The organism is Frisingicoccus caecimuris (assembly GCF_004340975.1).
In the GTDB taxonomy this organism is placed as follows: Bacteria; Bacillota; Clostridia; order Lachnospirales; family Lachnospiraceae; genus Frisingicoccus; species Frisingicoccus caecimuris.
In genome coordinates, this window is sequence record NZ_SLXA01000004.1 from 118,719 (window position 1) to 143,946 (window position 25,228).

General features: G+C 40.4%; 35 protein-coding genes. 3 read left to right on the forward strand and 32 right to left on the reverse strand.

Annotated features, from left to right (window positions below; genetic code table 11):
* Positions 1–91: 91 nt before the first annotated feature.
* Positions 92–1,342, forward strand: coding sequence for a DUF1015 domain-containing protein (locus EV212_RS05995; protein WP_132090375.1), 1,251 nt, complete (start codon positions 92–94; stop codon positions 1,340–1,342).
* Between the two features lie 81 nt (positions 1,343–1,423).
* Here EV212_RS05995 and EV212_RS06000 read toward each other — a convergent pair whose 3' ends face one another.
* Genes EV212_RS06000 through EV212_RS06030 form a run of 8 tightly spaced genes read right to left on the reverse strand, consistent with a single transcriptional unit; the run spans position 1,424 to position 7,000 of the window.
* Positions 1,424–2,152 carry an ATP-binding cassette domain-containing protein gene (locus tag EV212_RS06000; protein ID WP_132090378.1) on the reverse strand — a complete coding sequence of 243 codons (729 nt, stop codon included), beginning with the start codon at positions 2,150–2,152 and terminating at the stop codon, positions 1,424–1,426.
* A gap of 15 nt (positions 2,153–2,167) precedes the next feature.
* Entirely contained in the window at positions 2,168–2,329 is a 162-nt protein-coding gene (locus tag EV212_RS06005; protein ID WP_330570472.1) for a glycine betaine ABC transporter substrate-binding protein, read from the reverse strand.
* Positions 2,307–2,684: an ABC transporter permease gene (locus EV212_RS06010; RefSeq protein ID WP_243115494.1), complete on the reverse strand. Its 378-nt coding sequence runs from the start codon at positions 2,682–2,684 to the stop codon at positions 2,307–2,309. The genes EV212_RS06005 and EV212_RS06010 overlap by 23 nt, the downstream gene beginning before the upstream one ends.
* A gap of 11 nt (positions 2,685–2,695) precedes the next feature.
* Positions 2,696–3,763 carry an ABC transporter substrate-binding protein gene (locus tag EV212_RS13660; protein ID WP_243115480.1) on the reverse strand — a complete coding sequence of 356 codons (1,068 nt, stop codon included), beginning with the start codon at positions 3,761–3,763 and terminating at the stop codon, positions 2,696–2,698.
* Between the two features lie 13 nt (positions 3,764–3,776).
* A complete protein-coding gene (locus tag EV212_RS13665; RefSeq protein WP_165873316.1) occupies positions 3,777–4,559 on the reverse strand; it encodes an ABC transporter permease in 783 nt (260 codons plus the stop codon).
* Positions 4,553–5,371 carry an ABC transporter permease gene (locus EV212_RS06020; RefSeq protein ID WP_132090384.1) on the reverse strand — a complete coding sequence of 273 codons (819 nt, stop codon included), beginning with the start codon at positions 5,369–5,371 and terminating at the stop codon, positions 4,553–4,555. Before EV212_RS06020 ends, EV212_RS13665 begins: the two co-directional genes overlap by 7 nt.
* Positions 5,364–6,440, reverse strand: coding sequence for an ABC transporter ATP-binding protein (locus EV212_RS06025; RefSeq protein WP_132090387.1), 1,077 nt, complete (start codon positions 6,438–6,440; stop codon positions 5,364–5,366). The genes EV212_RS06020 and EV212_RS06025 overlap by 8 nt, the downstream gene beginning before the upstream one ends.
* A 26-nt stretch (positions 6,441–6,466) precedes the next feature.
* Positions 6,467–7,000, reverse strand: coding sequence for a helix-turn-helix domain-containing protein (locus EV212_RS06030; protein ID WP_132090390.1), 534 nt, complete (start codon positions 6,998–7,000; stop codon positions 6,467–6,469).
* A gap of 437 nt (positions 7,001–7,437) precedes the next feature.
* On the opposite strand from EV212_RS06030, the gene EV212_RS06035 reads away from it, so the two are divergent.
* A complete protein-coding gene (locus EV212_RS06035) occupies positions 7,438–7,653 on the forward strand; it encodes a hypothetical protein (RefSeq protein WP_243115481.1) in 216 nt (71 codons plus the stop codon).
* A gap of 117 nt (positions 7,654–7,770) precedes the next feature.
* Here EV212_RS06035 and EV212_RS06040 read toward each other — a convergent pair whose 3' ends face one another.
* Genes EV212_RS06040 through acgA form a run of 6 tightly spaced genes read right to left on the reverse strand, consistent with a single transcriptional unit; the run spans position 7,771 to position 11,941 of the window.
* On the reverse strand, positions 7,771–8,715 hold the full coding sequence (locus tag EV212_RS06040; protein ID WP_132090695.1) for an SIR2 family NAD-dependent protein deacylase: 945 nt from the start codon (positions 8,713–8,715) through the stop codon (positions 7,771–7,773).
* Positions 8,716–8,736: 21 nt separating this feature from the next.
* Positions 8,737–9,510 (reverse strand): protein-ADP-ribose hydrolase, encoded by a 774-nt coding sequence (locus EV212_RS06045; RefSeq protein ID WP_132090394.1) that lies wholly within the window; start codon positions 9,508–9,510, stop codon positions 8,737–8,739.
* Between the two features lie 4 nt (positions 9,511–9,514).
* Complete coding sequence (locus EV212_RS06050) at positions 9,515–10,126, reverse strand: 4Fe-4S binding protein (protein WP_132090397.1); 612 nt, start codon at positions 10,124–10,126, stop codon at positions 9,515–9,517.
* Between the two features lie 10 nt (positions 10,127–10,136).
* Positions 10,137–10,712 carry a nitroreductase family protein gene (locus EV212_RS06055; protein WP_132090400.1) on the reverse strand — a complete coding sequence of 192 codons (576 nt, stop codon included), beginning with the start codon at positions 10,710–10,712 and terminating at the stop codon, positions 10,137–10,139.
* Positions 10,706–11,767, reverse strand: a complete 1,062-nt coding sequence (gene acgM / locus EV212_RS06060; protein WP_132090404.1) for a radical SAM/SPASM domain protein, ACGX system — start codon at positions 11,765–11,767, stop codon at positions 10,706–10,708. Before acgM ends, EV212_RS06055 begins: the two co-directional genes overlap by 7 nt.
* 30 nt (positions 11,768–11,797) lie before the next feature.
* A complete protein-coding gene (gene acgA / locus EV212_RS06065) occupies positions 11,798–11,941 on the reverse strand; it encodes an ACGX-repeat peptide (RefSeq protein WP_132090407.1) in 144 nt (47 codons plus the stop codon).
* 219 nt (positions 11,942–12,160) lie between these two features.
* Between acgA and EV212_RS06070 the strand changes: the two genes are divergently transcribed.
* Positions 12,161–12,481, forward strand: coding sequence for a winged helix-turn-helix transcriptional regulator (locus EV212_RS06070; protein WP_132090411.1), 321 nt, complete (start codon positions 12,161–12,163; stop codon positions 12,479–12,481).
* Positions 12,482–13,050: 569 nt separating this feature from the next.
* Here the strand turns inward: EV212_RS06070 and EV212_RS06075 are convergent.
* The 18 genes from EV212_RS06075 to EV212_RS06150 form a co-directional block, all read right to left on the reverse strand.
* A complete protein-coding gene (locus EV212_RS06075) occupies positions 13,051–14,802 on the reverse strand; it encodes a helix-turn-helix domain-containing protein (protein WP_132090414.1) in 1,752 nt (583 codons plus the stop codon).
* Between the two features lie 112 nt (positions 14,803–14,914).
* Positions 14,915–15,097 (reverse strand): PD-(D/E)XK nuclease domain-containing protein, encoded by a 183-nt coding sequence (locus EV212_RS13670; RefSeq protein ID WP_243115482.1) that lies wholly within the window; start codon positions 15,095–15,097, stop codon positions 14,915–14,917.
* A 51-nt stretch (positions 15,098–15,148) separates the two neighbouring features.
* A complete protein-coding gene (locus EV212_RS13675) occupies positions 15,149–15,826 on the reverse strand; it encodes a hypothetical protein (protein ID WP_456298269.1) in 678 nt (225 codons plus the stop codon).
* Between the two features lie 202 nt (positions 15,827–16,028).
* Positions 16,029–16,559, reverse strand: a complete 531-nt coding sequence (locus EV212_RS13680) for an AAA family ATPase (protein WP_243115483.1) — start codon at positions 16,557–16,559, stop codon at positions 16,029–16,031.
* Positions 16,560–16,881: 322 nt separating this feature from the next.
* Complete coding sequence (locus EV212_RS06085; protein ID WP_132090418.1) at positions 16,882–17,850, reverse strand: hypothetical protein; 969 nt, start codon at positions 17,848–17,850, stop codon at positions 16,882–16,884.
* Positions 17,851–17,854: 4 nt separating this feature from the next.
* Positions 17,855–18,028, reverse strand: coding sequence for a helix-turn-helix domain-containing protein (locus EV212_RS06090; protein ID WP_257591931.1), 174 nt, complete (start codon positions 18,026–18,028; stop codon positions 17,855–17,857).
* Positions 18,029–18,332: 304 nt separating this feature from the next.
* Positions 18,333–18,845 (reverse strand): RNA 2'-phosphotransferase, encoded by a 513-nt coding sequence (locus EV212_RS06095; protein WP_132090421.1) that lies wholly within the window; start codon positions 18,843–18,845, stop codon positions 18,333–18,335.
* Between the two features lie 76 nt (positions 18,846–18,921).
* A complete protein-coding gene (locus EV212_RS06100; RefSeq protein ID WP_132090424.1) occupies positions 18,922–19,272 on the reverse strand; it encodes a DUF2200 domain-containing protein in 351 nt (116 codons plus the stop codon).
* A 15-nt stretch (positions 19,273–19,287) separates the two neighbouring features.
* Positions 19,288–19,560, reverse strand: a complete 273-nt coding sequence (locus EV212_RS06105) for a hypothetical protein (RefSeq protein ID WP_132090427.1) — start codon at positions 19,558–19,560, stop codon at positions 19,288–19,290.
* A gap of 11 nt (positions 19,561–19,571) precedes the next feature.
* Complete coding sequence (locus tag EV212_RS13875; RefSeq protein WP_132090430.1) at positions 19,572–20,252, reverse strand: DUF1905 domain-containing protein; 681 nt, start codon at positions 20,250–20,252, stop codon at positions 19,572–19,574.
* A 98-nt stretch (positions 20,253–20,350) separates the two neighbouring features.
* Positions 20,351–21,481, reverse strand: coding sequence for a DUF4062 domain-containing protein (locus EV212_RS06115; RefSeq protein ID WP_132090433.1), 1,131 nt, complete (start codon positions 21,479–21,481; stop codon positions 20,351–20,353).
* A gap of 109 nt (positions 21,482–21,590) precedes the next feature.
* Positions 21,591–22,025, reverse strand: a complete 435-nt coding sequence (locus EV212_RS06120; RefSeq protein WP_132090436.1) for a flavodoxin family protein — start codon at positions 22,023–22,025, stop codon at positions 21,591–21,593.
* Positions 21,946–22,461: an N-acetyltransferase gene (locus EV212_RS06125; RefSeq protein ID WP_132090439.1), complete on the reverse strand. Its 516-nt coding sequence runs from the start codon at positions 22,459–22,461 to the stop codon at positions 21,946–21,948. The genes EV212_RS06120 and EV212_RS06125 overlap by 80 nt, the downstream gene beginning before the upstream one ends.
* Positions 22,462–22,491: 30 nt before the next feature.
* The gene (locus tag EV212_RS06130) at positions 22,492–22,764 is read right to left on the reverse strand and encodes a hypothetical protein (protein WP_132090442.1); all 273 of its coding nucleotides are present in this window, start codon (positions 22,762–22,764) and stop codon (positions 22,492–22,494) included.
* A 29-nt stretch (positions 22,765–22,793) separates the two neighbouring features.
* A complete protein-coding gene (locus EV212_RS06135; RefSeq protein WP_132090445.1) occupies positions 22,794–23,204 on the reverse strand; it encodes a peptide deformylase in 411 nt (136 codons plus the stop codon).
* Between the two features lie 109 nt (positions 23,205–23,313).
* The gene (locus EV212_RS06140) at positions 23,314–23,781 is read right to left on the reverse strand and encodes a YaiI/YqxD family protein (RefSeq protein WP_132090448.1); all 468 of its coding nucleotides are present in this window, start codon (positions 23,779–23,781) and stop codon (positions 23,314–23,316) included.
* Positions 23,778–24,116 (reverse strand): MmcQ/YjbR family DNA-binding protein, encoded by a 339-nt coding sequence (locus EV212_RS06145; RefSeq protein ID WP_132090451.1) that lies wholly within the window; start codon positions 24,114–24,116, stop codon positions 23,778–23,780. Before EV212_RS06145 ends, EV212_RS06140 begins: the two co-directional genes overlap by 4 nt.
* A gap of 792 nt (positions 24,117–24,908) precedes the next feature.
* On the reverse strand, positions 24,909–25,187 hold the full coding sequence (locus tag EV212_RS06150; RefSeq protein WP_207669077.1) for a hypothetical protein: 279 nt from the start codon (positions 25,185–25,187) through the stop codon (positions 24,909–24,911).
* Positions 25,188–25,228 lie beyond the last annotated feature (41 nt).

A 25,228-nucleotide genomic window follows, 5' to 3' on the forward strand; every position in this document is an offset into this window, starting at 1 on the left:
CTATCATGATAACACTTGAAACTTTGTAATTATTTGTGTTAATATAGGAGTTACCTTTTACATATTAAACTATACATTTAAGGAGGATATCATGGCCGTTCTAAAACCTTTTGCTGCGATCCGGCCCGTACCATCTCTGGCCAGCCAGGTTGCCGCATTACCTTATGATGTAATGAATACGGAAGAAGCCCGAAAGATTGTTCAGAATAACCCTTATTCCTTTCTTCATGTGGACAAAGCAGAAATCAATTTTGATACCTCCGTCAATCCCTACGATGACCAGGTATATAAAAAAGCCGCGGACACATTGAATCAAATGCGTTCCAACGGCGTTTACATTCAGGATTCAAAACCCTGTCTCTATATTTATCGCGAAATTATGTACGGACGTGTGCAAACGGGAATTGTCGGCTGTGTCTCCATCGACGATTATGCTGACGGAACAATAAAAAAACATGAGATGACCCGGGCAGACAAAGAAGCCGACCGAATCCGTCACGTGGATACCTGCGATGCTAATACCGGTCCGATTTTTCTGACTTATCGTGCTCGTCAGAATGTGACACAGGCGATGAAATACTGGATAGACAGCTATCGGCCGGTGTATGACTTTACAGCTGAAGACGGCGTTCGTCACACGGTCTGGGTCGTAGATGATGAAAAAACAATTCTTGGATTTCAAAAAGAATTTAAAAATATTCCATACTTATATATTGCCGATGGTCACCATCGGGCAGCTTCTGCCTTCCATGTAGGTATGAAACGCAGAGAAAAATATCCGAACTACACCGGCGATGAAGAATTTAACTATTTTCTCGCTGTCCTTTTCCCGGATGAACAGCTTCATATATGGCCATACAACCGCTATGTCCACGACTTAAACGCCATGACGAATGCTCAGTTCCTGGAGAAACTCGGAAAAGATTTCGACTTATCCCCGGTAAACGGACGTTACGAGCCAACAAAAAAGCATCAGGCCGGTATGTATCTGGACGGGCGATGGTACAGCCTGACTTTTAAAGATGGCAGCTTCAATAAAGAAAATCCCGTTGAGCAGCTTGACGTCTCCATCCTCCAGAACAACCTTCTGGGACCGATCTTAAATATTGACGACCCCCGCACAAGTACCCGTATTGACTTTGTAGGTGGAATCCGCGGTCTCGCCGAACTGGAACGACTTGTCAACGAAGGGCATGGCGTCGCCTTTGCTCTTTACCCGACCACTCTGGATGATTTAATGGATATCGCCGACTCAGACTGTATCATGCCGCCAAAATCCACCTGGTTCGAGCCAAAGCTCCGAAGCGGACTTTTTATCCACGAGTTAACAGTGAAAGCCTGACAATATAAAGGATATCTCCGAAAGCCTTACCTTAAAGAAGGCATCTTCGGAGATATCCTTTTTCTACTCACGATTTAACGACTATAAAACACACTTTATCAGATCCGATACAAAACTGTCCGCCGGAACCTGGCATATATTTTCCGGCGTATCCAGCTGAATCGTTTTTCCGCCTTCCATCACCATGACCCGATCACCGAGTTTCATGGCCTCCCGAATGTCATGGGTAATAAAAATAATCGTCAATCCCAGTTCTTTCTGAAGCCTTAAAATCTCGTCCTGCATGGTCTGTCGGGTAATTTCATCCAAAGCTCCAAAAGGTTCATCCATAAGAAGAATCTTTGGATTCGCTGCCAAAGCCCGGGCAATTCCTACACGCTGCTGCTGTCCACCGGACAATTCTGCCGGATACCGCTGCAGCTTTTCTTCTTCCAGTCCGACCAGCTTTAAAAGCCTTAACGCCAGATCATGGTTTTCTTTTTTATTCTTCTTTCCGCTGATCACGGGAACATAGGTAATATTTTTTTCCACTGTCATATGCGGGAATAATCCCCGGTTTTGAATCACATAGCCAATCCGCCGCCGAAGAGAAATCATGTCCGTTTCAGCAATATTCTTCCCCTCAACATATACTTTTCCCCTATCCGGTGTCAAAAGCCCGTTCATCAGCTTCAGCATCGTTGTTTTGCCGCAGCCGGACCGCCCGATCACCGTAAGAAATTCGCCTTCCCTCACAGAAAGGTTAAAATCCTCCAGTATTTTCTGCCCATCAAAACTTTTTGTCACATGCTCCAGTGTAATGATATCCATCTGATTATTCTCCAACTATTCCTCAATGACTCCTTTAGAAATTAAAAATTCCTTTGCAACATCGGCTTCATTTTTTCCTTCCACTTCAACCTTATAATTGAGTCCGGCCATCTCTTTATCTGTTAAAATGCCGTCCATTTTCATAAGAGCATCTTCAAGCCCCGGATACTTTTCCAAAGAATCCTTTCTCACAACCGTTGAACAAAAATAATTTGCCGGTATAAGTATTTCGAACCATCGGCATGATACCATAAATAGTCAGAGCCACCACTGCCGTTTTGTTTCCAATCCCTATAAAGGGAATCAGCATACCAAGCAGAGAAATCGAAGGAATTGTATAAAACACATTGGCAATACCAAGAATGACCGGAGCCACTCGGTTGTGCTCCGCAATCCACATTCCTATTAAGAGTCCGATAATCCCCGCAAAAAAAATGGCAATAGCTGACAAGGTCATATGCTGTAGCATCAACCCCCCAAACCATTCTTTTCTCTCGATATATACTTGAATGACCTCTTCCAACAGTTCCAAACGCTTTCCTCCTAATATGCCTTTAATTCCTTCCACAATTGATTATAAAAGCTTTCAATCTCTGATCCTAAATATTTATATACCTCACATTTTTCCAGTGTACGCTCTGCCGGAAAAATCGTATAATCCTCTTTTGTCTCCTCATCCAAAGATTCATAAAGGACCTTATTCGGAGTACCATAATACACATAGTCAAAATTTATCCGGGCAATATCCTCCCGGTTCATAAAATCAATAAACTTCTGGGCATTCTCCGGATGTTTACAGGAATCCGGAATCATCCAACAGTCAAACCATATGTTGGAGCCCTCTTCCGGCACCACATAATCCAGATTTTCATTGGCCTCCATGGCCGCTGTCGCATCACCGGAATAGATGACAGCAAGCGCCGCATCACCTGCGATCATGGCGTCTCTGGACTCGTCCACCATATAAGCCATCACCATTTTTTTCTGTTCCATGAGCAGGGCCTGAGCTTCCCGAAGCTCCTCTTCGTCTGTCGTATTTAAAGACTTACCTTTCCACTTTAATGGAACTTCAAAGGCGTCCCGCATACTATTCTCCATAATAATCTGATTTTCATACTTTTCATCCCAGAGAATATCCCAGCTGTCAACCTCTTCCTCTACCATCTCCGTATTATAAAGAATACCCACTGTCCCCCAAAAATAAGGAACCGCATATTCATTCTCCGCATCAAAAGCCCGACAAAATTCCAGGTAAGTCGGATCCAGATTCTCATAGTATTCCATCGAAGTCTTATCGATCTTCTTTGCTTCTCCATTACGAATCATTTTTTCGACCATATAATCCGACGTACAGATCAAATCATAGGGAATATTTCCGGACTGATACTTGGTATACATATCTTCCGGCGTCACATATTGCTCATACTCCACGTGAATTCCTGTTTCCTTCTCAAACATCTCAATCGTGGTAAAATCAATATAATCACCATAGTTAAAAACAACCAGTGTATTTCCCGAATCGGCGGCATTTTCATTATCTGAACTGCCACAACCGCCCAATATTACCACCCCGGCGGCCATCAAACACATATATACTTTAACCTTTTTCACCGCATTCTCCCTTCTATCCCCGCGTTCCCTGGACCTGTCTTGCCGATATCCGATTGGCGATCCAAAGTACAATCAGAATCAACAGGAATAAAATCGTTGACAACGCATACATTTTCGGATTAATACCGCGACGCACCTGCTGATAGATCATGGTAGATATGGTATTCATCCCGGCGCCCTTTGTAAAATAAGTAATCACAAAGTCATCCAGAGAAATGGTAAACGCCAGCAAAAATCCCGAGAAGATTCCCGGCATAATATCCGGCAGAACAATCTTAAAAAAAGCATAGACCGGAGATGCCCCCAGATCCAGAGCCGCTTCATAGGTACTCACATTTGTCTGCTGGAGTTTCGGCATGACATTTAAAATGACATAAGGCACTCCCAGGGTGATATGGGCAGCCAGCATGGAAAAATACCCCAGATTCCAGAAGCGTCCGAAAAGAAGCATGATCGCAATACCTGTAACGACATCCGCATTCAGCATGGGAACATTGGTAACCGTCATAAACACCTGCTTCGTTTTCTGGCCCATGACTGTAATTCCGATACTGGCCAGTGTTCCAAGGAGCACAGCCACGATTGCCGCCACCGTTGTCAACATTAAAGAGGTCCGAACGGCTCCGATAACGGCCTCATCCTGAAATAATTCGATATACCACTGAAACGTAAATCCATCCCAAACTCTGCGGGATTTCGAAGCATTAAAGGAGCAGACAATAAGAATTGCGATCGGTGCATACAGCAAAAAGAGAACAAGCCCCACATAGCATTTCTCAATCCATCGTTTTACCATATCATCTGTCCCTCCCCTTCCGCGTCGTTCTTATTCATAACCGCCATACTGATAAAAATAAATACCATCAATACGATGGAAAGTCCGGAGCCCAGGTGCCAGTTGTTTGTCAACGAAAACTCCTGTTCAATGACATTTCCGATGAGCAAAATTTTCGAACCGCCTAAAATATCCGCGATCGCAAATTCTGAAATACTCGGTACAAACACCATGATAATTCCGCTGATCACACCAGGCATGGATAACGGCAGTATGATCTTTCTGAAAATCAACTTACTTCCCGCGCCCAGATCGGCCGCCGCATGTATCAAATCTCTGTCAATTTTACACATGGCATTATAAATCGGCAGGATCATAAACGGTAAATAGTCGTAAGTCATTCCGATGAGAATGGCGGTCCGCGTATAAAGCAGATGCTGCGACGGAAGTCCGAAAAAGTTCAGTATGCCATTTAAAATACCTGTATTCGCCAGAATCATCTGCAGCGCAAGAACACGCAGCAAAAAATTAATCCACATCGGAAGAATAAACAGCATAATGATAATGTCCTTTTTGCTCCCCTGATTTTTACTCAATATATAGGCCAGAGGATAAGCAATAAGAAGACTGATACACGTACTGCCAAAGGCAATCAATAAAGACTGTCCAAGGGCCTTATAGTGGATGGAATCTCCAATGGCCGATAGATTTTCCAGCGTAAAACCGCCATCTGGAGAAGTCAGGCCATAATAAATAATCATCAGTAAAGGTAAGATAATAAATCCTATGGCCCAAATAAGATAAGGCCCTGCCAAAAGTTTCCGTTTATTCATCAGGCGTCACAGCTTTCTCATCTTCGGATTCCGGTTTATTCATAATCTGAATATTAAACGGATCTACCCGAAGGCTTACCGGAGTACCTACCGCATGAGCTACCGTACTCTGCACCAGCCACTCAAAACCATTCGCCATAACTTCCATCTCATAGTGAACTCCCTTAAAGATTAAATGGCTCACCACACCATCCATAGAACCCTCTCCCGGGTTTCCAAGAATAATATCTTCGGGCCGAATGACCACATCTACCGGTTTATAGTTTCCAAAGCCCTTGTCCACACAGGCAAATTTCACACCAAGAATCTCAACCAGTTCATCCCGGACCATTAATCCATCAATAATATTACTGTCACCAATAAAGTCTGCCACAAAGGCATTCTCAGGCTCATTATAAATATCCTCCGGCGTACCCATCTGCTGAATATAGCCCTGATTCATGACCACCACTGTATCCGACATGGTCAACGCCTCTTCCTGATCGTGGGTTACATAAACAAAAGTAATTCCAAGCTCATTTTTTAATCGGATCAATTCATACTGCATGTCCTGACGCAGCTTTAAATCCAGCGCTCCCAAAGGCTCATCCAGAAGGAGTACCTTCGGCTCATTGACAATAGCGCGGGCAATAGCTATTCGCTGCTGCTGCCCCCCGGACAAATAGGATGGCATACGTTTCTCATATCCCTGCAGATTCACTAGCTTTAATGCATACTTAATCTTATCCTTAATATAAGCTTTCGATTTATGACTGATTTTCAAACCAAAGGCAATATTTTCCTCAATATTCATATGTGGAAACAGGGCATATTTTTGAAATACCGTATTCAGATTCCTCTTATTCGGAGGCACCTGAGTGATATCCTCACCGTCAAAAATGACATTACCCTTATCCGGCGTCACAAAACCGCCCAGAATCCTTAATGTTGTTGTCTTTCCACACCCCGAAGGTCCAAGCAATGTTAAAAATTCATTTTCCTTGATGGACAGGTTCAAATCATCCAGAACACAGGTGTCATCAAAGGATTTGGTAATATCCACCAGGTCGATTAATGGCTTTTTGCTCAACTTTTTTTCCTCCTAAGTACCAATTATTAAAAGCTGGGCGGTGAACTCACCCAGAGCACAGTTGCTCCGTGCCGGGATTCCAGATAATGCTGTTTTTCCGGCAGGAAGTAAAAAGATTCACCGCTCTTAATCTTATAAACATTATTTCCAATGTGCAGCCGGGCCGACCCCTTAAGCACATATCCGAATTCTTCCCCCTCATGGGGATTATCGGGATAGACCGAACCGCCCGGTTCCAGTGTTAAAAGAATTGGTTCCATAACATTTTTCTGCGCGTTAGGAATAATCCATTGAATTTTATTTTTTAACTCACCATCAAGCTTTTCAAAATAATCTCCCTTTAAGAATACTACCTGTTCTTCCGTCTCTTCATTGAAAAACTCGCCGATATTTGTTCCCAGACATTGAAGAATATCCATCAGAGTTGCAATCGACGGCGATGTTAAATTCCGTTCCAACTGGGAAATAAACCCCTTTGTCAACTCTGCCCGATCAGCCAGCTCTTCCTGAGTAAGTCCTTTCCTGACTCGCAAATCCTTTAATTTTCGTCCAATATCCATGTTAGCCTCCTACAGCAAATCGATCGCTGCATTTGTAATTATAAAAATAATCTTAAAGTTTAGTAAAACTAAACATCATTCACTGCTTATTATACAGAATGTCTTACATTTGTCAATGAGATTTTTAACGGGAAATACCGATAGGGTTAAGCTTAGACAAAACCGGGTATGAAAAAGTAGAGATACGGGCTGCTTTATGATATAATACGATTAACCACATTCATGCTTTCTGTTGATGAAAAAAAATGAAATAAAGAAACCCGAATGGGAGGAATGCAATCCTTGTCAGATAGAAGAATCATATTATCATTATAAGGTTTATAATACGGCTTTGTTCTTTCTTCTGTTTTCATTGAAATGATCATCTCAAATAACCCCGACACTCTAAAAAATCTGAGGGGATAGAATACATATCCGTAATTTTGGAGCTTTTCTTGTTGGGCTATAATGATGGCCGCAAAAAAACACTCTTTTGTGTAGCCGTCAACCTTTTGGAACTGCAAGACCTGCAATCGGTACTCAGGGAAATTGAGCGTAAACCTGATATGGAAACACTGACCCTCAAAGAAAAAAGTGCTTTTGTTGCTGGATTACTACAGGATGCAACGGCAACGAAAAATATCAGCTTAAAACTGCGTAAGAAAAAGGGATAATGTGAGCTTCATTCGCCTATTTTTCAGTGAATCTTATTAAAAGCATATGTGAAATCATCGGTGCTGGATTTTTGGTACAAAATGCCGGAATATCTGTCCTCATTCCTGTCTGTATGATTACTTACGCTTCACTTCCTCCACAATATCTTTGATACTCTCTGCCATATCCGCATGAATGCCTACCGCTCTGCGTCCAAAACTTTCCGGCACAACTGCCTGTTCCAGATTCAATCTGATCAGACTGATATTATCATGTTCTCTTACAAGTTTTTCAAATGGAAAACGAATAATTGTCGGGGTGTTAAATCCTACACCCAGTTCCAGAAGCACCAGCTTTTCATTGATAGCTTCTGACAGATAATCAGAAAATCTTTCTTCTGCTTCATACCAGTCATCATCCTGAACAAAAAAATGATCCTTACGGAGATTCATATCCATAGATTCACCGCAAACGGGACACTTTGGCACCAGATCAGATGGAATCTTACAATCTCTTCTTGCCTGATTCATCCGGCAAAACAATTCTACTGCATCATATGTTTTGTCGTGGCATCCTTTGCCACATTGGATATGGAAATAATCTCCCTGTGTACAGAAGATTTTCTCACCCGGCAGGCCTGCTTTTACGAACTGGGCATCTGCATTCGTGCTTAATACAAATATCTTCTTATCGGATAACGATTCCAAAAGCAATCTATGCAGTGGAGTTACATCAAGAGTTATTCCAGCCAGCAACGCCTGTTTTGACCAGTATCCCCAATAGCTTTCCTCATCCGGGAACGGATAAAAGCCTGCAGAATACATATCCTGCATATATGGACCTTTCCCGTATTTCATCTGAAACTCTCCGAAATTCTCTTCAAAGAATTTTCCGCCATACTGAGCACCGGCAGCCGTACTCATTCCAGCACCAGCTCCAATCAGCACATACTCTGCATTCTTTATCATTTTGGCAGCATCTTTTATCTGCTGATCATAAGGGATGTCCTGATAAATATAATCTCTTGCAGGTATACCACATAAAAAAGATTCAAATGTTATTTTCTGATTTGGAAACTTCATCAATTTCACAAGTATCACCTTCTATCTTAACAGTTCCCTGTAGATTTCTTCATCCAGATCTTTGAACACATTAAAGATCACCTTAATGGAACTGCCTGTTTTCTCTTTATATCCTTTTACTGTTTTGACTGCAATCTCTGCTGCTCTTTCATTTGGAAACATAAACACCCCTGTTGAAATACAGCAGAATGCAATGGAATCCACCTTATTTGCATCCGCAATTTCAAGGCAGGATGTATAACATGATGCCAACAGCTCCTCATGCTTTTCTGTCAATTTTCCCTGGACGATGGGACCTACCGTATGGATCACATAATCACAGGGGAGATTATATGCCGGAGTAATCTTTGCCTGGCCGGTTGGTTCTTGATTCCCCTGCTCTTCCATAATCTTGGCACATGTAAGTCTTAACTGGATTCCGGCATAGGTATGGATACAGTTATCAATACAATTATGACATGGCTGATAGCATCCGGTCATACCACTATTGGCAGCGTTTACAATTGCCCCAACCTTAAGCCTTGTAATATCCCCCTTCCAGATATATACACCCGGCTGTATCTCCTCCATATCCGAAAGTATAACAACACCCTTTTCTGCATTGACTTGCTGTAAATATTCATCCTGCACATTTAAAAATTCTTCATCTATATTATCAGGCATTCTGACATTCATAAGAGACCGAAGCATCACTTTCTGCTCATCTGTCCCGACAGGTATCTGCATGTTGCTATATCTCGGCCGTTCCTTTAATAATCTCTTAATCAGAAACAAGCGTTTTTCACTCTGATTCATCTCTTCATCTTCTTTCTATAGCTTTTACCGGACAGTTTTCATAACAGTTTCCACAGTGAAGACAATGATTCTGTCTGATTGTAAAAGGCGAACCATCCTCTATACACCTCTGCGGACACATTTCTCTGCAGGTTCCGCAGCCGATGCAGCTTTCGGTTATAAAATATCCTTTTTCTTTCAGTTTAACATCTCCCAGGCGGTATGTCTCCCGAAATATGGGATTTACACCAAGATGGAAATACTCTATTTCTGCCTTGTCAATGCAAAAGATGATTCCTATGCTTCTGGTATCTCCGGGATATACATTTCCCAGGTAGGGCTGTTCCTCAAAAATTTTATCTCTCCATTTCATCTGTTCATCTCCCGGCACAGCATATGCTTTTCCCGACAAACGAATCATTTCTTTATATTTTGTATAACATAGTATCTGAACTCTGCCATCCTCCAGCAGTTCTTTACAAAAATTCTTTCCCCTTGCGGTAAAGAAATATAAAGCATCCGGCTCATAATGAATAGCACTGATATTTCTGATCTGCGGCGCACCATCGCTGTCTACTGTTGCAAATGCAAGCACACCGACCAATTCCATTTTCTTAAGACATGTTGCCAGATCCATACGGCACCTCCTACTCAATAACCTTTATTCTGCCGGGTTTTCTTGGTTTACTGTGCGGCTGCTCTCCGTCTATGTAGCCAAGGATTACAAAACACTGGCACATATAGCCTTCCGGCACTTCCCATTCTTTCATCCGTTTTCGTCCTTCCTCATTGTCAAAAGTCTCATATCCTCTTGAAATGATGCAGGAAGCAATTCCCAGTTCCGTTGCCTGTAAAATCATATTTTCAGCCATACAGAAAGCATCTGCTGTTTTGAACATAAAATTGTTCTGTGCAAAAATGCAGATAACTGTGGGTGCATCATAGAATCCATTTTTAATTGACGGATCATCAATGGTACTTGGCTGCTCTTTCGACACAAAGTTTCCGGCTAAATGCATACGATCAAAATTGGCCATATTCATTTTTCCTACATGAGCCGCCAGTTCTTTGTTATGAATCGCAACCACCATGCTTCTCTGTCCACCGCCTGCATTTGGAGCAAAATTACCAGCTTTCAAAATTGTCTGAAGGTCCTCTCTGCTTATCTGCTCATTCGTATATTTTCTGATAGAATGCCTTGCCTTGATCAAATCCATTAACATGGCAGTTCCTCCCCGGTTATTTCATTCTTCGTTTTCCAGCACTGCGGATCTGCTCCATAGAAATCTCCATTTGTTCCATTGGCAACAGCAGGGCAGCCTCTGCACCATGATTTCAATTCGCACTTACTGCACTTCGTGAATTTATCATACTCTCTATAGTTTTCCATCTGACAGATCCATACATCTGCCAGCCTGTCTTCAAATACATTTGCCACCTTACTATTCGTAACCCTTCTGCACGCCATCACATCACCATTTGACGAAATCGTGATATGGCAATTACCACAATTACAGCCGCCGTAAATCATCCCTTCTTTTGCCTTTGAAGGCAGTTTAAACTGTCCTGTCTCATATTCGTAAAGAGTCCACAGATGGTCTTTTTTATTAAAATAGGTCTCACATCCCGCTGCTTCATATACCTTATACTTTGCATCGCATATTTCCAGAAGATTTCTGTATTCCTGTGGTGTCATGCTGGTATCCACTTCTCCACCAGTCGGCACATAACGGGAAAATGCAAAGACCTTAACATTCGCTTTTACAACTGCATCAATAACATCTGGTATCTCATCCATATTTGTCTTTGAAACCGTACTCATAATAATACTTTTTATCCCAGCACGATTCAGGCAACCTACTTTTTCCAAGGTAAGATCAAAGCTCCCGGGCTTTCTGAACCAATCGTGCGTTTCTCTCATTCCATCCAGTGACATCTGATATTTTTCACAGCCACAGACTTTCAGCATTCTGCAGATTTCATCATCCAGGTGAAACGGATTACCCATAAGCGTAAATGGTATATCCTTACTCTTCAACAATACCATCAATTTCCAGAAATCGGGATGAAGGATAGGATCTCCCCCGGTAATGTAGAAGTATGGCACTCTGTTGTACACTTTACAGAAATCCTCACAATTCGCTACTACCTCCTGCATCTGTTCCCAGGTCATGCTCTTAATTTCTCTGCAGCCTTCTCCCGAGAAAATATAGCAGTGCTTGCAGCGCTGATCACATTCATCTGTAATATGCCATTGAAAAGCAAAATACTGGCTCATCCTATCCCACTCCCTTCCCTTGATTTCTACTTACTTATCAGATGCTCCGCATGCTGTTCCACATGCTGCCGGTTTCTCTTCCGGTTTGTCAGCTGATCCACATGCTGTCCCACATGCTGCGCTTGTCTGTTTGTTCTCATCTTCGTTCCATCCTGCAATGTTTGTTAATGCCATTTTAGTTACCTCCTGCAATATTAGTTTTTTTGGGGCTTTGCCCTGTTGCACCTTTAGAATAGCAAGACCGGGCTTCAAAAAAAAGTACGCACATTTTTATTACAGAGGCACAAAAAAGTAACCCGGGTCACCTTTTTGTAACTGATTGACAGTTCTATGAGTGCTACATTATAATTTGATGTAACAATCAAAATGCATCTAATATAAGGAGTTGATTCTATGCTGACAAAAGAAGAATTGCCAGAATGCCCGGTTGCCACTACCGTCGCCCTGATTGGAAGTAAATGGAAATTGCTTATCATAAGAAATCTGTTAGAACGCCCTTGGCGTTTCAATGAACTTAAGAAGGATTTAGAAGGTATCAGCCAGAAGGTTCTCACCGACAGCCTCCGCTCCATGGAAAATGATGGCTTGATCACAAGAACTGTCTATCCGGAAGTTCCGCCAAGAGTAGAATATGCCTTAAGTGATTTGGGCAAGTCCCTGAAACCAATCCTTGATTCCATGGTTGAGTGGGGAAATGCATATAAAAAAATGTAATAAAAAAGAGTGAAGATATTTTTCCATTGCGATATCTTCACTCTTAATTTGTTTGCAAAATGTTGGCATGAGCTAATTTAGTTCTTAGTACCGAATTGCCAAACAGTAAAAATTGAGTGCTTATAACGACGCCAATAGATTTATCGGCTACCGATTCCGTACTTTCTCGGAATTGATAACTCTATTAAATTATTGACCTGTTTTTATAATCTCTACTCTTATATTATACCCCCAAAACACACGCATTGTGTATATCAAATTTACGCCGATGGGATATCTTTTCGTCAACCGATCCGGTGCTTTGCTGCTTTGCAGGCACTCATAGGTCGGCTCGCAGAACTGCTGCTTTAGTAGTCAAAACTTTCCCTCGCCCCGGCTGATTCAGCTGGTATCGGTAAGATACATATATCACTCATTTCCATACGATGCAACAATGTACATAAAGATCTTTCGACTTTTAATGGTCGCCAACTTGGCTACCATTAGCCAGAGCATGGTTTTATGCAAAGAAAACTGCAAGTCTGGGCGAATTGGCGAAAAGTGAAATTTCTATGCTATTATCGAGAATATCACACTACTGCTTCAACCAGTGTATGATCCTTAAAATGAATTTCCTGTACCCCTGGTTTTTTATTCTTGTTGAAGTTAAAGCTGAGCATATATCCTCTTTCGAGATGATAGTCATTTAGATATCCCAATAACTGCTCCTCCCCACGAGTATTGTATTCATTTCCGTGCCAGATCTTCATCTCGATGATATACTGTTTTCCCAGATAATCTATAATCAGGTCGGTACGTCCCATACTGCGCGTACGTGCCTCAATATAATAGTTTCCAATGCCATTAATTAACGGACGAATATACAACATAAACAGTTTTCTTCCATTCTCTTCTACAAATGCATCCGTACTATTACCGAAACTTTCTGTAAAATGCTCCACAAATTTCTTCAGTATTTTCTCTACATCCAGGCCACTCTCTGTAACAAACTGTCCCTTCAATTGCTGCCCGGCATCGTACGTCTTACTATCGATTGCATCCTGCGCAATGAAAAGGTTATAAAACCAGATTTCAAAAATTCTATTTGCTATTGCAACCTGTCCATCTTCATCCTTCAAAAAACCAAACATGGCACCAATCGATACCAGTTCTGTTCCCAGATTAAACGGAATTCCTTTTCCACAAAATAAAATATCCCGCAGCATGGTTCCCAGATCAGGATAATCCTTCACCTTCTTTGCCATATCTTCAAATAGAGAATTTGACTCGCGAACCAGTTTGCGAACCGCCTCCAAAATTCCTGCATGGGTCCAGCTATCATGCATTCCTGCTGTGTACATTTCATCAAGCAGCTGGCAAAGTCTGGATACAAGATACGGGTAACCGGAAGTGTAGTCATAGATTTCTCTGGCAATCATATTTGTATCTATAGCTGAATCATGTTCAGATGCATAATCAAGGAGCATGCCATTAATCTGTTCTACAGAAAAGCTCATATCAATATCAAAATCCGCAGCAATGTTCCATGGACTATTATCTTTATGTTCCTCTTCCGGTCGCATTTTACGTTTCAGATTACGAATATCACATACCCCGGCGAGGATTACTGATTGAAATGTAGCAAACCGACTTCTGTTAATATAATAGCCACGTAACTGTGCAAGAAAATCCAGAAAAACCTGATTGTTTGTCGCACTGTCAACTTCATCGATCATAAGCACTATCTTCTTTGGAACGGCTGCACAAAGGTTGCTGAGTGCCTGAAACAATTCTACCAATTCAAATTGTTCCCCGGCCTCTTGCCGCTCTTTTGTAAACTCCTTGAAAGCAGCCTGATATTCCTGACTCCTGCCACTTTCCGTAATTCGGTATGAATTTTCAAAGGCTCTGGCAAATGCCAAAGAAAAGCTGTTCTCATTTCTGAATTTTGCATCACTCATCTGCATCTGAAAATCCATACTTATGACAAGATAATCCTGACTCAGATATTCTGCCAGAGCATGCAATGTTGTCGTCTTTCCAAACTGTCTGGCACGATTGATCATAAAGTATTTTCCTTCATCAACGAGTTTCCTTACCTCAAGAAGTCTCTGTGTCAAATCTACCATATAGTGTTCTGCCGGATTACAGATACCGGTCGTATTAAATACGCGGGTTGAAACATTCCTTTTACTCTTTTTTGCAATAAAACTCTCCGGAATCATCCATCGGCTTCCCTTTTTTTCTGCACCGGAAATTGCTTTACTGGTACAGAGTTTTGTTATATATCTTTTTGTAACACCAAGGAGCTCTGCAGCTTCCTTTGTTGTATAATACTTCATATGCTTGGCTCCTCTCCTTTGATTGTATACTTATTTTATTATATTGTTCTCATTTTTTCAATCTTTAGTTCTCATTTTTTATATTTAGTTCCCTTATAATGATTTTTAGTTCCTATTCGGAAAAACCTATCGCAATCTCTACATTTTTACCTGCAAAGGCGATGCCGTATTTTACGATTTCCTTGATTCCACGGTCCTTCATATCCGTATCATAGTGCTTATCCTCAATCTGCTTTAAAGCCTCAGCGGCGGATGCAGACAAACCAGCATCATCCTTTGTCGCTTTGAATTCCATGATAACCCCCGGCAAAGAATGTACCTTAGGCTCCAACACAAGATCGAATCTTCACTCTCCGAATTCCCTATTTGATCTGATGTAATATCTTGAGGACATGCCTGCTGCCAGTCCAAACATCATGCCATGGTAAAAGCCCTCTGATGCTCCATCAAAACAACTGATGCAGGTGATCATATATTTTCGAAAGAATTCCTGAAGTTTCTTCCCATCATTCAGATACAATGCTTTTTCAAGTCCTGCCATGACATTGCCATCCACTGTCCCCCTGAGCCAGGATAAAATCTCTGTATTGTAAACTCTGCGAATCTCCTTATTCGGTAACGCCAGCTCCATAAATGTCCCAAATTCTGTTTCAACCGAATCGCTTACAGGTTTTAAATATCCTGCAAGTAACAAGAAGCTGAAGATGGTATCTGTTCCATCCGTTATCCTCGGATAGATGACATCCATATTTAACGATGCCTGAACGGTCTGCCCCTGCAGCAGTGCAAAAAGATTCTCTGCAATATCCGGTGTAAGAGATATCATGATCTCCCGGATAATCTCATTATCACTGGTATTGGTCCAATATGGTTTCGCCTGGCAGTTATTATAGAAATAATTGGCAACAGACCAAGGATTATAGATTTCTGTACTTCCGAAGCGATACCCATCGTACCACTCTCGAAGTTCTTCCAGTTTTGTCTCCTGTCCGTAGTATGCTGCCATGGTGTTCACTTCGTCCACGGTAAATCCAAAGTATTTACTGTATTTCTCATCAAGTACAGAATTTACGATTGGATTATTAAGTCCACTAAACAGATTCTCCTTTGATACGAGGAGGATGCCGGTAAGGACACCAAAAGCAAGAGAAGGGTTATCCTTAAGACCACCGGATTAAGGCTGTCGCTTGTAAAAAGCTCATCGTGCCGCATAAATTCATCACGAATCACATTTTTAATTGTCGCATACTGGCCCAATCCGAAAACTTTGCATCTTTGAAAGTGATGGAAATCACCGGAAATGCACCTTGCATCTTCTGATATTTTTCACCGCACGCCCAAATCTGTTTATCTTTGAAGTAAATAGAAGTATCCTCTTTCGTTTTTTCAAAAAAGGTTTTACGCATATCAAGGGCAAGTGTTTTGCCAAATCTTCGTGGTCTGGTAAACAAAATGACCGGAACCTGATCGTCAATCAAATCACGAATCAGAAGCGTTTTATCTACATAATAACTGTTCTTTACCACATCCATGTAAGATGTATTCCCAACTGCGCAAGAAAGAATCCCTTTATTTCTTTTTTCAGGTTTTACGGTACCTAGGTATGCATATACAGTCTCTTCCGGAATTTTCCATCCACGGCCCTTTTGCAAAGCACCTGCCAGCTTTCCGTCATTGCATAATCCTACTACTCTTCTGGTTGATAATCCCAGTATTTCAGCAGCTTCTTTCGTTGAAATATATCTAATATCGGTCATGTTATCGCCACTTTCGGAAATAGTATAGTATCTATCGAAAATTTCAGCAATGTGTTTCCGTTAACTTTCCGATATGTTCCCTCTGTATTTCTGAGGAAATGCCCGGTTCTTTGCGTTTGTTCTTTTTTCTTATTCCTCCTCATCCTCCGCAATCAGTCGCTTCAGCATATACGCCCTGTTATCCAGGAAAATCTTTGTAATCTGATATCAATAAAACCTTCGGTGTAGCCATTGAAAACAATCTCTATGCACAACTCAATCGTGTTCATACTTCCTTTCTTCTGCTGCACATCCAAAGTCCAGGTCTTGCTTTTTAATTTCATTACTCCCAAATACTTGAAATTGTTTCTGCGCTCAGTAATTCTTGTAAATTCACATATCGACAGGAACGAACAGGCTTTTTGTTATTTCCCATAGGTATTTTATCAATTTTCTTTGCTTTATCTTTAAAATAAATAATATACTTACCAGTTTCCTTATATTTTTCAATTCTGTCAACAGAAGCGTAATATGTAACACCTGATACAGGAGCCACCTGATATGCAGCAACATATTTTATTCTATTTAACATCGGTGCAGAAATTCTTACGGCATACCAACAATTTTCTCCAAGGAATACCTGATTAAATCCTTCTTCCATAGCTGGAACAATGATAGTGTCTAATTCATCCACATCTGCTGTTTCTTCATTGTCTACGTCAATTTCCTGATCATCATAGAAAGGTGTAAATTTATGAACAATGTCTCCGTTTGCTTTATAGGACTCAAACTCTAAAACAGTAATTTCATCATTTAACTTAGATTGAACTCTTTCCAACTGCTCTGTATATTCATCTATAATGACAATAATAGAAATTGGCATTTCATAAATCACATGGTACAAAAGCTCTGTTTCATCGCTGAATTTTGTTTTTGAATCTTGGACGTAATTTTTTAGCATCTTCTGTTTTTCAGAGTCTTTTGCGATTTCTTCCATTAAAATATTTTTCAATTTATACTTATTATCATCAAAAGCCATCGAAAACTTCAAAAGCTGTTCTGCTATATGACCATAAAGGTCATGACTTTCCATCTCTATCTCAATAAAATATAATTTGGGTTCTGTATGAAAAGTCAAATCTAAGCAATATCCATCAGGAATGGTATTCCCAATCTTCTTTTTGATTTCAAAGTAAATTGACTTTTCTCCGAAGATAGCAGTTTTATTTTTCACAATTTCCTGTTCAAATTCATTCTCCGTATTATATTTATAGGGTTCTAAAATACCTTGTTTTGTAATTAATTTGTACATATTCTCACTTACTTTCCGTAAACTTCATTATTTCGTCAATAGTACAATTCGGTGTTCCGCATATCTTTTCGACAGACTGCATGGAAATATATTCATTTCTTCCCAATTTGGCGAGAATATTCCCGCTGATTTCCAAACGATATTGTAATTCAATTTTTTTCATATCCTTTTTAGCCAAAAGTTTTCACAGTCTTTCATAGCATACTGCCATGTCTGTACCTCCATGTATAACTACACAAATTGTATCACGTTCTCATTAGATTGAATACCTCAAAGATTTTGATTCTCCATATTTCAGCTGCAAATTAATAAATTACTTTCGGACAGCTGGCTACCTTCAACAACTGTAACCTCACCACATTCTTCATTTAATCATAATAGGTTCTTTATGAATATTATAATACCAAGTTATTACGTTCTAAAAAATATAAATATTGAAGAATTAACCTGTCTTATTTCGCATATCAGGATAAAACAGCAAACTAGAGCGCAAAAAAAGAACAGTTCATATCTCCATGAGATTGAAAGAATTCATAACCGTCATGGTACATCTGACTCGCAAGTACTTCATACACCACAGGTCTCCCATGTCTTGAGCCGACAATGGTTGCAGTTGCTTCATCGCCAGATAAATGGACATAGAGACGGCTCCTTGGAATTAGTCCTTGTTCATCAATCGAGATTACATATTTTTCTCCCGTTCCGTGATATAAGATTACTGGCGGCTGCTTCTTCGGAAGTTCTACATCCACGTCAATGGAATGACCTTGATTTGCTCTGATCAAAGTTTTGCCTTCATTAAAAGAATATCTCTGCTTGCTATCTGTTGCCACAATCTTCTCAAGCATTGCCATATCAATGTACTGTGTCTTTGAGATACCGGCCAAAAGTTCTTCAACACTTGCCCATCCATGTTCATCTAACGAGATTCCGATAGTATCTGGCCTGTGTCGGAGAATCAAACTGATAAATCTGCTTGTTTTATTTAAATCCATTTACATCACTTCCTTCCGTACCATTAATGAAGTTCTTTCAGTTCCTCCATTGTATATCCCATCAGATTAACGCTTTCTATTCCCTCAATATTTTCTCCATTGCCTTGCCTCTGGCAAGTTCATCCACCAGCTTATCGAGATACCGAATATCACGCATCAGCGAATTTTCAACATTTTCGACTCGAACACCACATACAACGCCGATAATCTTCTCCCGGTTCGGATTCATTGCCGGAGCCTGTCGGAAGAAATCGCCATAGAAAATCTCACTATCCATGAGGTCATCAATCTGCTGCGCGGTGTACCCGGTAAGCCAGGAGGTGACTTCTTCAACCTCTGCCCTGGTGCGTCCTTTACGCTCGGCTTTTGCTATCAGAAGGCCATATACTTTGGAAAAGGACATGGCAAATACCTTTTCATTCTCCATGATTCTTTTTCTCCATTACTTGTGTTTTTTGTTTTTCTTCGATCGGTTATCCATGTACTCATGAGCCAGGATATCCTTCAGAACCAGCATGGCATCCTGTTCTGAATAATTGTAATCTTCCTGCAGTTCCGTGAGCATACGACGGATCTCGGTAGCATATTTCGGAATATCCACTTCTTTCTGATAAGTGGCAAGCACAGAATACTTTGTACTCCAGGCCTTGGTCCAATCCACCTTTTCCTGTTCTTCTTCGGTTGTATTTCTAATGATCTCTTCTATCTGCTTCATGATATTCCTCCTCATGCATGGTTCCCGGTTTCGTAGCACCACAAGGTAATTCTTTTTATCAGTTCTTCATCGACCTTGCCGTAAGGAATACGAATCGTTCCTTTATCCGTCTTATACCCTTTCAATGCTTCAGCAAATTCTTCAACTGCTGCAGGGCCCGGATACAAGCCGATGTGTTTCTTCGAAGCAGCAAAATGAACAATGTTATGACCTTTCCAATAGGTCGGCATACTCCATGAAATGCGTTCTTCCGCTTCCGGTAATGCACTGCGAAGAATCTGACGGATATATTGCAGATCTTCCTGTTTATCTTCATCCTGGCTCAGGATGTATTCATCGATCGTCTTTGGCTTTTCACCGCAGTAATGACTTTGCTCTTTTTTCTTAAACTCTCTGCCACATTTGGGACATTGCCACATTGGACTTTTCTCACTATCTCTTTCATGAAGAACCACTTCAACCATATCACCAAAACTCTTGCCAATCTGCTTGCGTATCTGTTTTGTAACGCCGATAATGTAACATGGAGTTCCCATTTTTACCACTTGCCCACGATACGGACTACCATCAAATGTAGCATTTACCAACAAACGCCCTTTTCCAAAAAGCTCTTTGATATCGTAAGGAACCTCTACATAGGCGGCATCCATATTCTCATTTTGAAGAATTTTTGCACAAAATTTTAATTCCATATTATTTGCCTTTCATTCTGTGAATATCATCCTCCGCAAATTTCGTTCTCTCGAGTTCTAAAAACAGGAATTTGAGGGTACTTTATGTATATAAAATATCAATCTTCAAACTCTTTTAACTCGTCAAGCGGGTCTTTTGAAGTATCAATTCTCATACCATCCTTCAACCAATCTGCTTTACTGTAACCAGTTCCTGTCAATTCAAATATTTCGCCTTTATACCCTACAGCTTTAACCCATCCCCATTCAACAAGTCGGTCTAACGCCTCTTCCCATCTTGCTGATTCTCTTTTCGAGTTATCAGCCATAAACGGCTTGCCAGACGTAAAAATCTGAGTAGGCGAGCTAAGCGTCTGTGACTTTATAATTTGACCATCACCATCAGCTGCATACACTAAGAGAAAAGCCGATTCCACAGGAATGTTGCCAACATCATCTTGACCTACAACTGATTTACCTTCCTCTGTATTTCCAATAATTAATGTCTCGTTTTCGACCCGAAATAATTTATGGATATCTTCACTCGTTACTGTAGGGATTTCCTCCCAACTTAACCGGTTATTCTCCATATCGGTAAGTTTACTGCCAAATTGAGACAGCATGTCTTTCATTTCTTCTAACATTTTCTGTTGATGCTCTCCAAATTCAGCGTTGGCCTTGTTTCGCCCTTCTGCCTCTTCATTGATTACATCTACGATATCTCGATATCGAACCCATCCAGCATATTCATCAACGTAGTTAATGGCCTTGCTAAATGTCGGTGATGCTTTATACTTTAAACTATTTATGTCTGTGAAAAAATCAACAGTATTTCCGTCATTCTTTACCCTATTTCTGAATTCCTCCAGCATTTTCATTTTCGTATATTTGTCATATTTTTCGTCTCCAATATCCTGTTCACTTTCAGTGATTGCTGAAGACTCCTTAATCAATACAAGCACCGGTAGTCCCTTGACTTTTGCATAATTGTATTCTTTCTCCGTGTAGCTTATACCTGCTTCTTCATCGATTGAGCCATACCGCCCTCCAATAACAAGAAGGTAAAAATCGCACTCATCAATCATCTTTGTTATAACATTCCATTGGCTTGTAGGCGCAGCGTGAAATTGCTCCATTCCCACGGGAATGAAATTATTCTCAAGCGCTACCCCCATTAATGCCTGTCTTTCATTTTTGAGGTCTTCATAGGTAGAACTAATAAAAACAGAAAACTTCCGTACATTCTTCATATCAATATTCTCCTCGTATATTTTTCTTTTATCATTTCACAGTATAATCAATTGCCCGAAAAGTCGGAATTTACCAACTTTACAAACACCGATTTTCTCATCGTTCTAATCACTGCAATCCAGCCACGAAGGATACTGCTGCTTTCAGATCATTTCCATCCGGATGACCTTTTGCAATACCACCCACCAATTTAAACGGTCCAAAAGTGTCATATCCTTTACAGCCAAATTTTCCGATAATGTCCGTTTTCTTCTCTTTCAAAATAACTTCCAGTGGTTTATATGCTGCATTTCCACCGTAAGTACAGATCATAAATACCTTTTTATTCTCCGGCAGATTTTCAGAAGCAAACTTTAAGATTGTCTGATGAAATTTTGAAAAATATATACCGGATGCAAAACCAATCCGGTCATAATCCGACAGATCTGCTTTTGGCTGCTGAACGGCATCAATCAGATCAACATTACATTCCTTTGCTATTTTCTCTACCAGTTTCTTTGTATTTCCGTGATGTACAGATGCATAAACAATTACTGTCTTCATTTTTACCTCCCGCCTGACGATACCATTCCATCGTATATTCTTCTTCTGATGTATTTTCATCTGTTTCCTGATTCACAATTTTAAATCCACGATGCTGATAGAACACTACCGCTCTCATATTTTTCTTATACACATTCAGTTGCAACTGATCATTTAAATTCATAACGGTGCGAAGCAGTTCTGTTCCGATCCCTTTTGATTGTTCCGTTGCCCTTACAAAGATCCCGGCTATATAAGTATCTGTCAAACCAATAAATCCCTGAATCTCCTCATTTTCTTCTGCCACAAATACTTCTGCTTCAGGAATCAGTTTTCTGACCATATCATAATTCTTTTTCCAGTAATCTGCTTCTATAAAAGAATGGCTCTCTATATTTGCATGAAGCCATAAGGCCATTACTTCGTCCAGATCTCTTGTTTCAAATCTTCGAATCATTTTCCAGTACCATAATTACTCAACTTTTCTTTACAACCCATTTCTGTAAATCTCATTGATCACAGTCTGGGCATGTTCCATTTCTTTTTTCTGGATGATCGCATCCCTTTCACTTAAGATTGCAAGCATCTCATCCACCAGATTCTCGATTCGGGGATCACTTACCCGATACAAATATCCAAGCATCCGAGTGGCAGTATAGTCTGTGTTCATATTTTTAAAGGCAATTTCTTCACAGAACTCTTTGGGATATCCTCTATCCAGCAAAACCTTGTATAATTCATCGGTTCGTTCCGATACCATAAGCAGTTACTCCTGTAATTTTAAAATTTTTAAATCAATATTCCTTCCAAATGATCCAATTCATGCTGACAAATCTGTGCCGGCCAGCCACTCAGTTTCTGCCGTTGCTTTTTCCAATTCATATCATGATATTCTACTTCGATATTTTCATATCGTGTTGTTTTCCGCACACCGGTAAGCGACAGACATCCTTCTTCTGTTTCATATGGAGTATCCTTGCTCAGCAAAGCCGGATTAAACATCACGATATCTACGAATCCCATATTTACAATAATCACTCTCTTTTTCACACCGATCATATTTGCAGCCATACCTACACACCCGGCACGATTTGCCTGTAAGGTGTCCTGTAAATCCTTTCCCACCTGCAGATCTGCCTTTGTAGCAGGTTCTGATTTTTGTCCCAGAAAGAGCACATCTTTCATTATCGGTTTTACCATCTATCATTCCTCCATGTCATATTATCTCTTTTTCAATCCCTCCGAACCATATAGTGATTATATCAACAATATTATATTTCTACCATAGAGAGGTTTTTTCATTTTCATTCTAATTTTGTCTCAGTAAGGGATTTCGATCTACTGCTGAGATGAGTTTCTCCAACGATACTTCAAACCGTTGATCATCTTCCCCCGTTCGTTTTACCGGACCTTTCAAATGATGCTTTTTCTTTGCATTTCTTGCCTTCTTCGCCAGATGACGTTCCATCAGCATCTGATCAATATTTTCATTTGTATACCATTTACCGCTCTGATGGATGCCATAAGCACCTTTTCCCAGAATCATTGCAGCCACACCATAATCCTGTGTCACAACAATATCTCCCTTCTGGCACAGACTGACCAGTTTAAAATCTACTGCATCAGCACCGGCTCCCACTGTGATCACTTCACTGTAATCTGAATACAAAACATGATTTGTATCACATAAGAGAATAACCGGAATTTCATATTTCTTTGCTGTCTTTTCTACGATTGGCACTACAGGACAAGCATCCGCATCTACTAATATTCTCATTTTTTCTTTCCTTTCGTCAGATCATAACTTTCCCCAATCATCCGCCGGATATCTTTATCCGGAATAGAGCCATCCAGGATAATAGAATTCCAGTGTGTTTTGTTCATATGATAAGCTGGGACAACAGATTCAAAAGCATTTCTCCAGAACTCTCTCCATTCCGGATCACATTTTACATTTATCCATACATAACCATCTTTATCATAAATAAGCGCAAATGTTTTCTTATTTTCCTTATGACGCATAACACACCAGTTATCATCATGAAATGGATAATCTTCATATACATCTTGAAATGAATGGCAATATTGTATTGCCTCCTGCCTTGTCTGCATAGCTTCTCCTCATTTTTATATTTCCTTATGTTGATCTATCTATATATTGTACTCGCAGCCGTAAATAAAATCTACAGCATGTCCATAATAAAAATGCCCATTCACGAGACCATTTACAGATCTGTGAATGAGCATTGTCATTCGATAACTTATATAGAGTTGTCATTCAATGAATTTTTGCTAAGAAAGTACTGATTTTAACAATACTTAACGCTAACCATACTGGCGAAAACAGCATCGTCGCCATAATTCCTTAGAAGAATTCATTTTCATGTTTTGGAAATAGGTACTTTTTCGTTGGGAAAATTTCTTTGCCCGAGTCCCCATTTCGTTTGCAATTCTGAGGGTAAAACGGAGCGTTTTTTACACCGTTATAAAGACAAATCGGAATGATTTCACAATTTCTGCTAATCATTCCGATACCCACCGTCGACAAGAGGATTTGAACCTCCGACCCTTCGCTTAGGAGAGGCACTCCTAAAGGTCAATCAGCTACCTTCTAAGTTTAAATAATCCCCGTATTTACTGGGTTTTCACGGCATCAGAATGTTATCCTGTACCTCGGTATTTCTGCTAATTTTAAGGTGTTTTATGCCCTTCAATTTGCAGGTAATTAGCAAAAAAGCAGGAGTTGGGAAAATACTAAATAGTAAAAACAAGTCGTTGCTGTGTGGGTGCGTCCCATCTGGTGTTAGGACAGTTCTCCTGATCTGCTCTGGAACTTCTCTAGAACAGTATGTAAATAATAGCCTGAAAGAAAGAGGACAACCCATGTTGGATTGTCCTCCTAAGTCATAAGGATAACTCGCATTCAGTTTGTGTTGCTTCAGAAGTTGATTTTCCTTTTATAATCTCATACCTCCTTCCACCACAATTTTCTTGTAGCATATTTTGTATCACGCTGTAAGGTACATCGAATACATAGTGTGAAAAATCTTCTAATTGTTTCTTAGGATATTCTGACAAACAAAAGTGTTTCAGTTCCAACCAAACTGCACGCTTATGATAGGGCAGGTCAGATATATACTGACATCCTATTTTGGCCTGCATATCCGTAAAAATATCTTTCAATCAATCACTCCAATCTTAATACGATATAGCAGAAGGAGCCA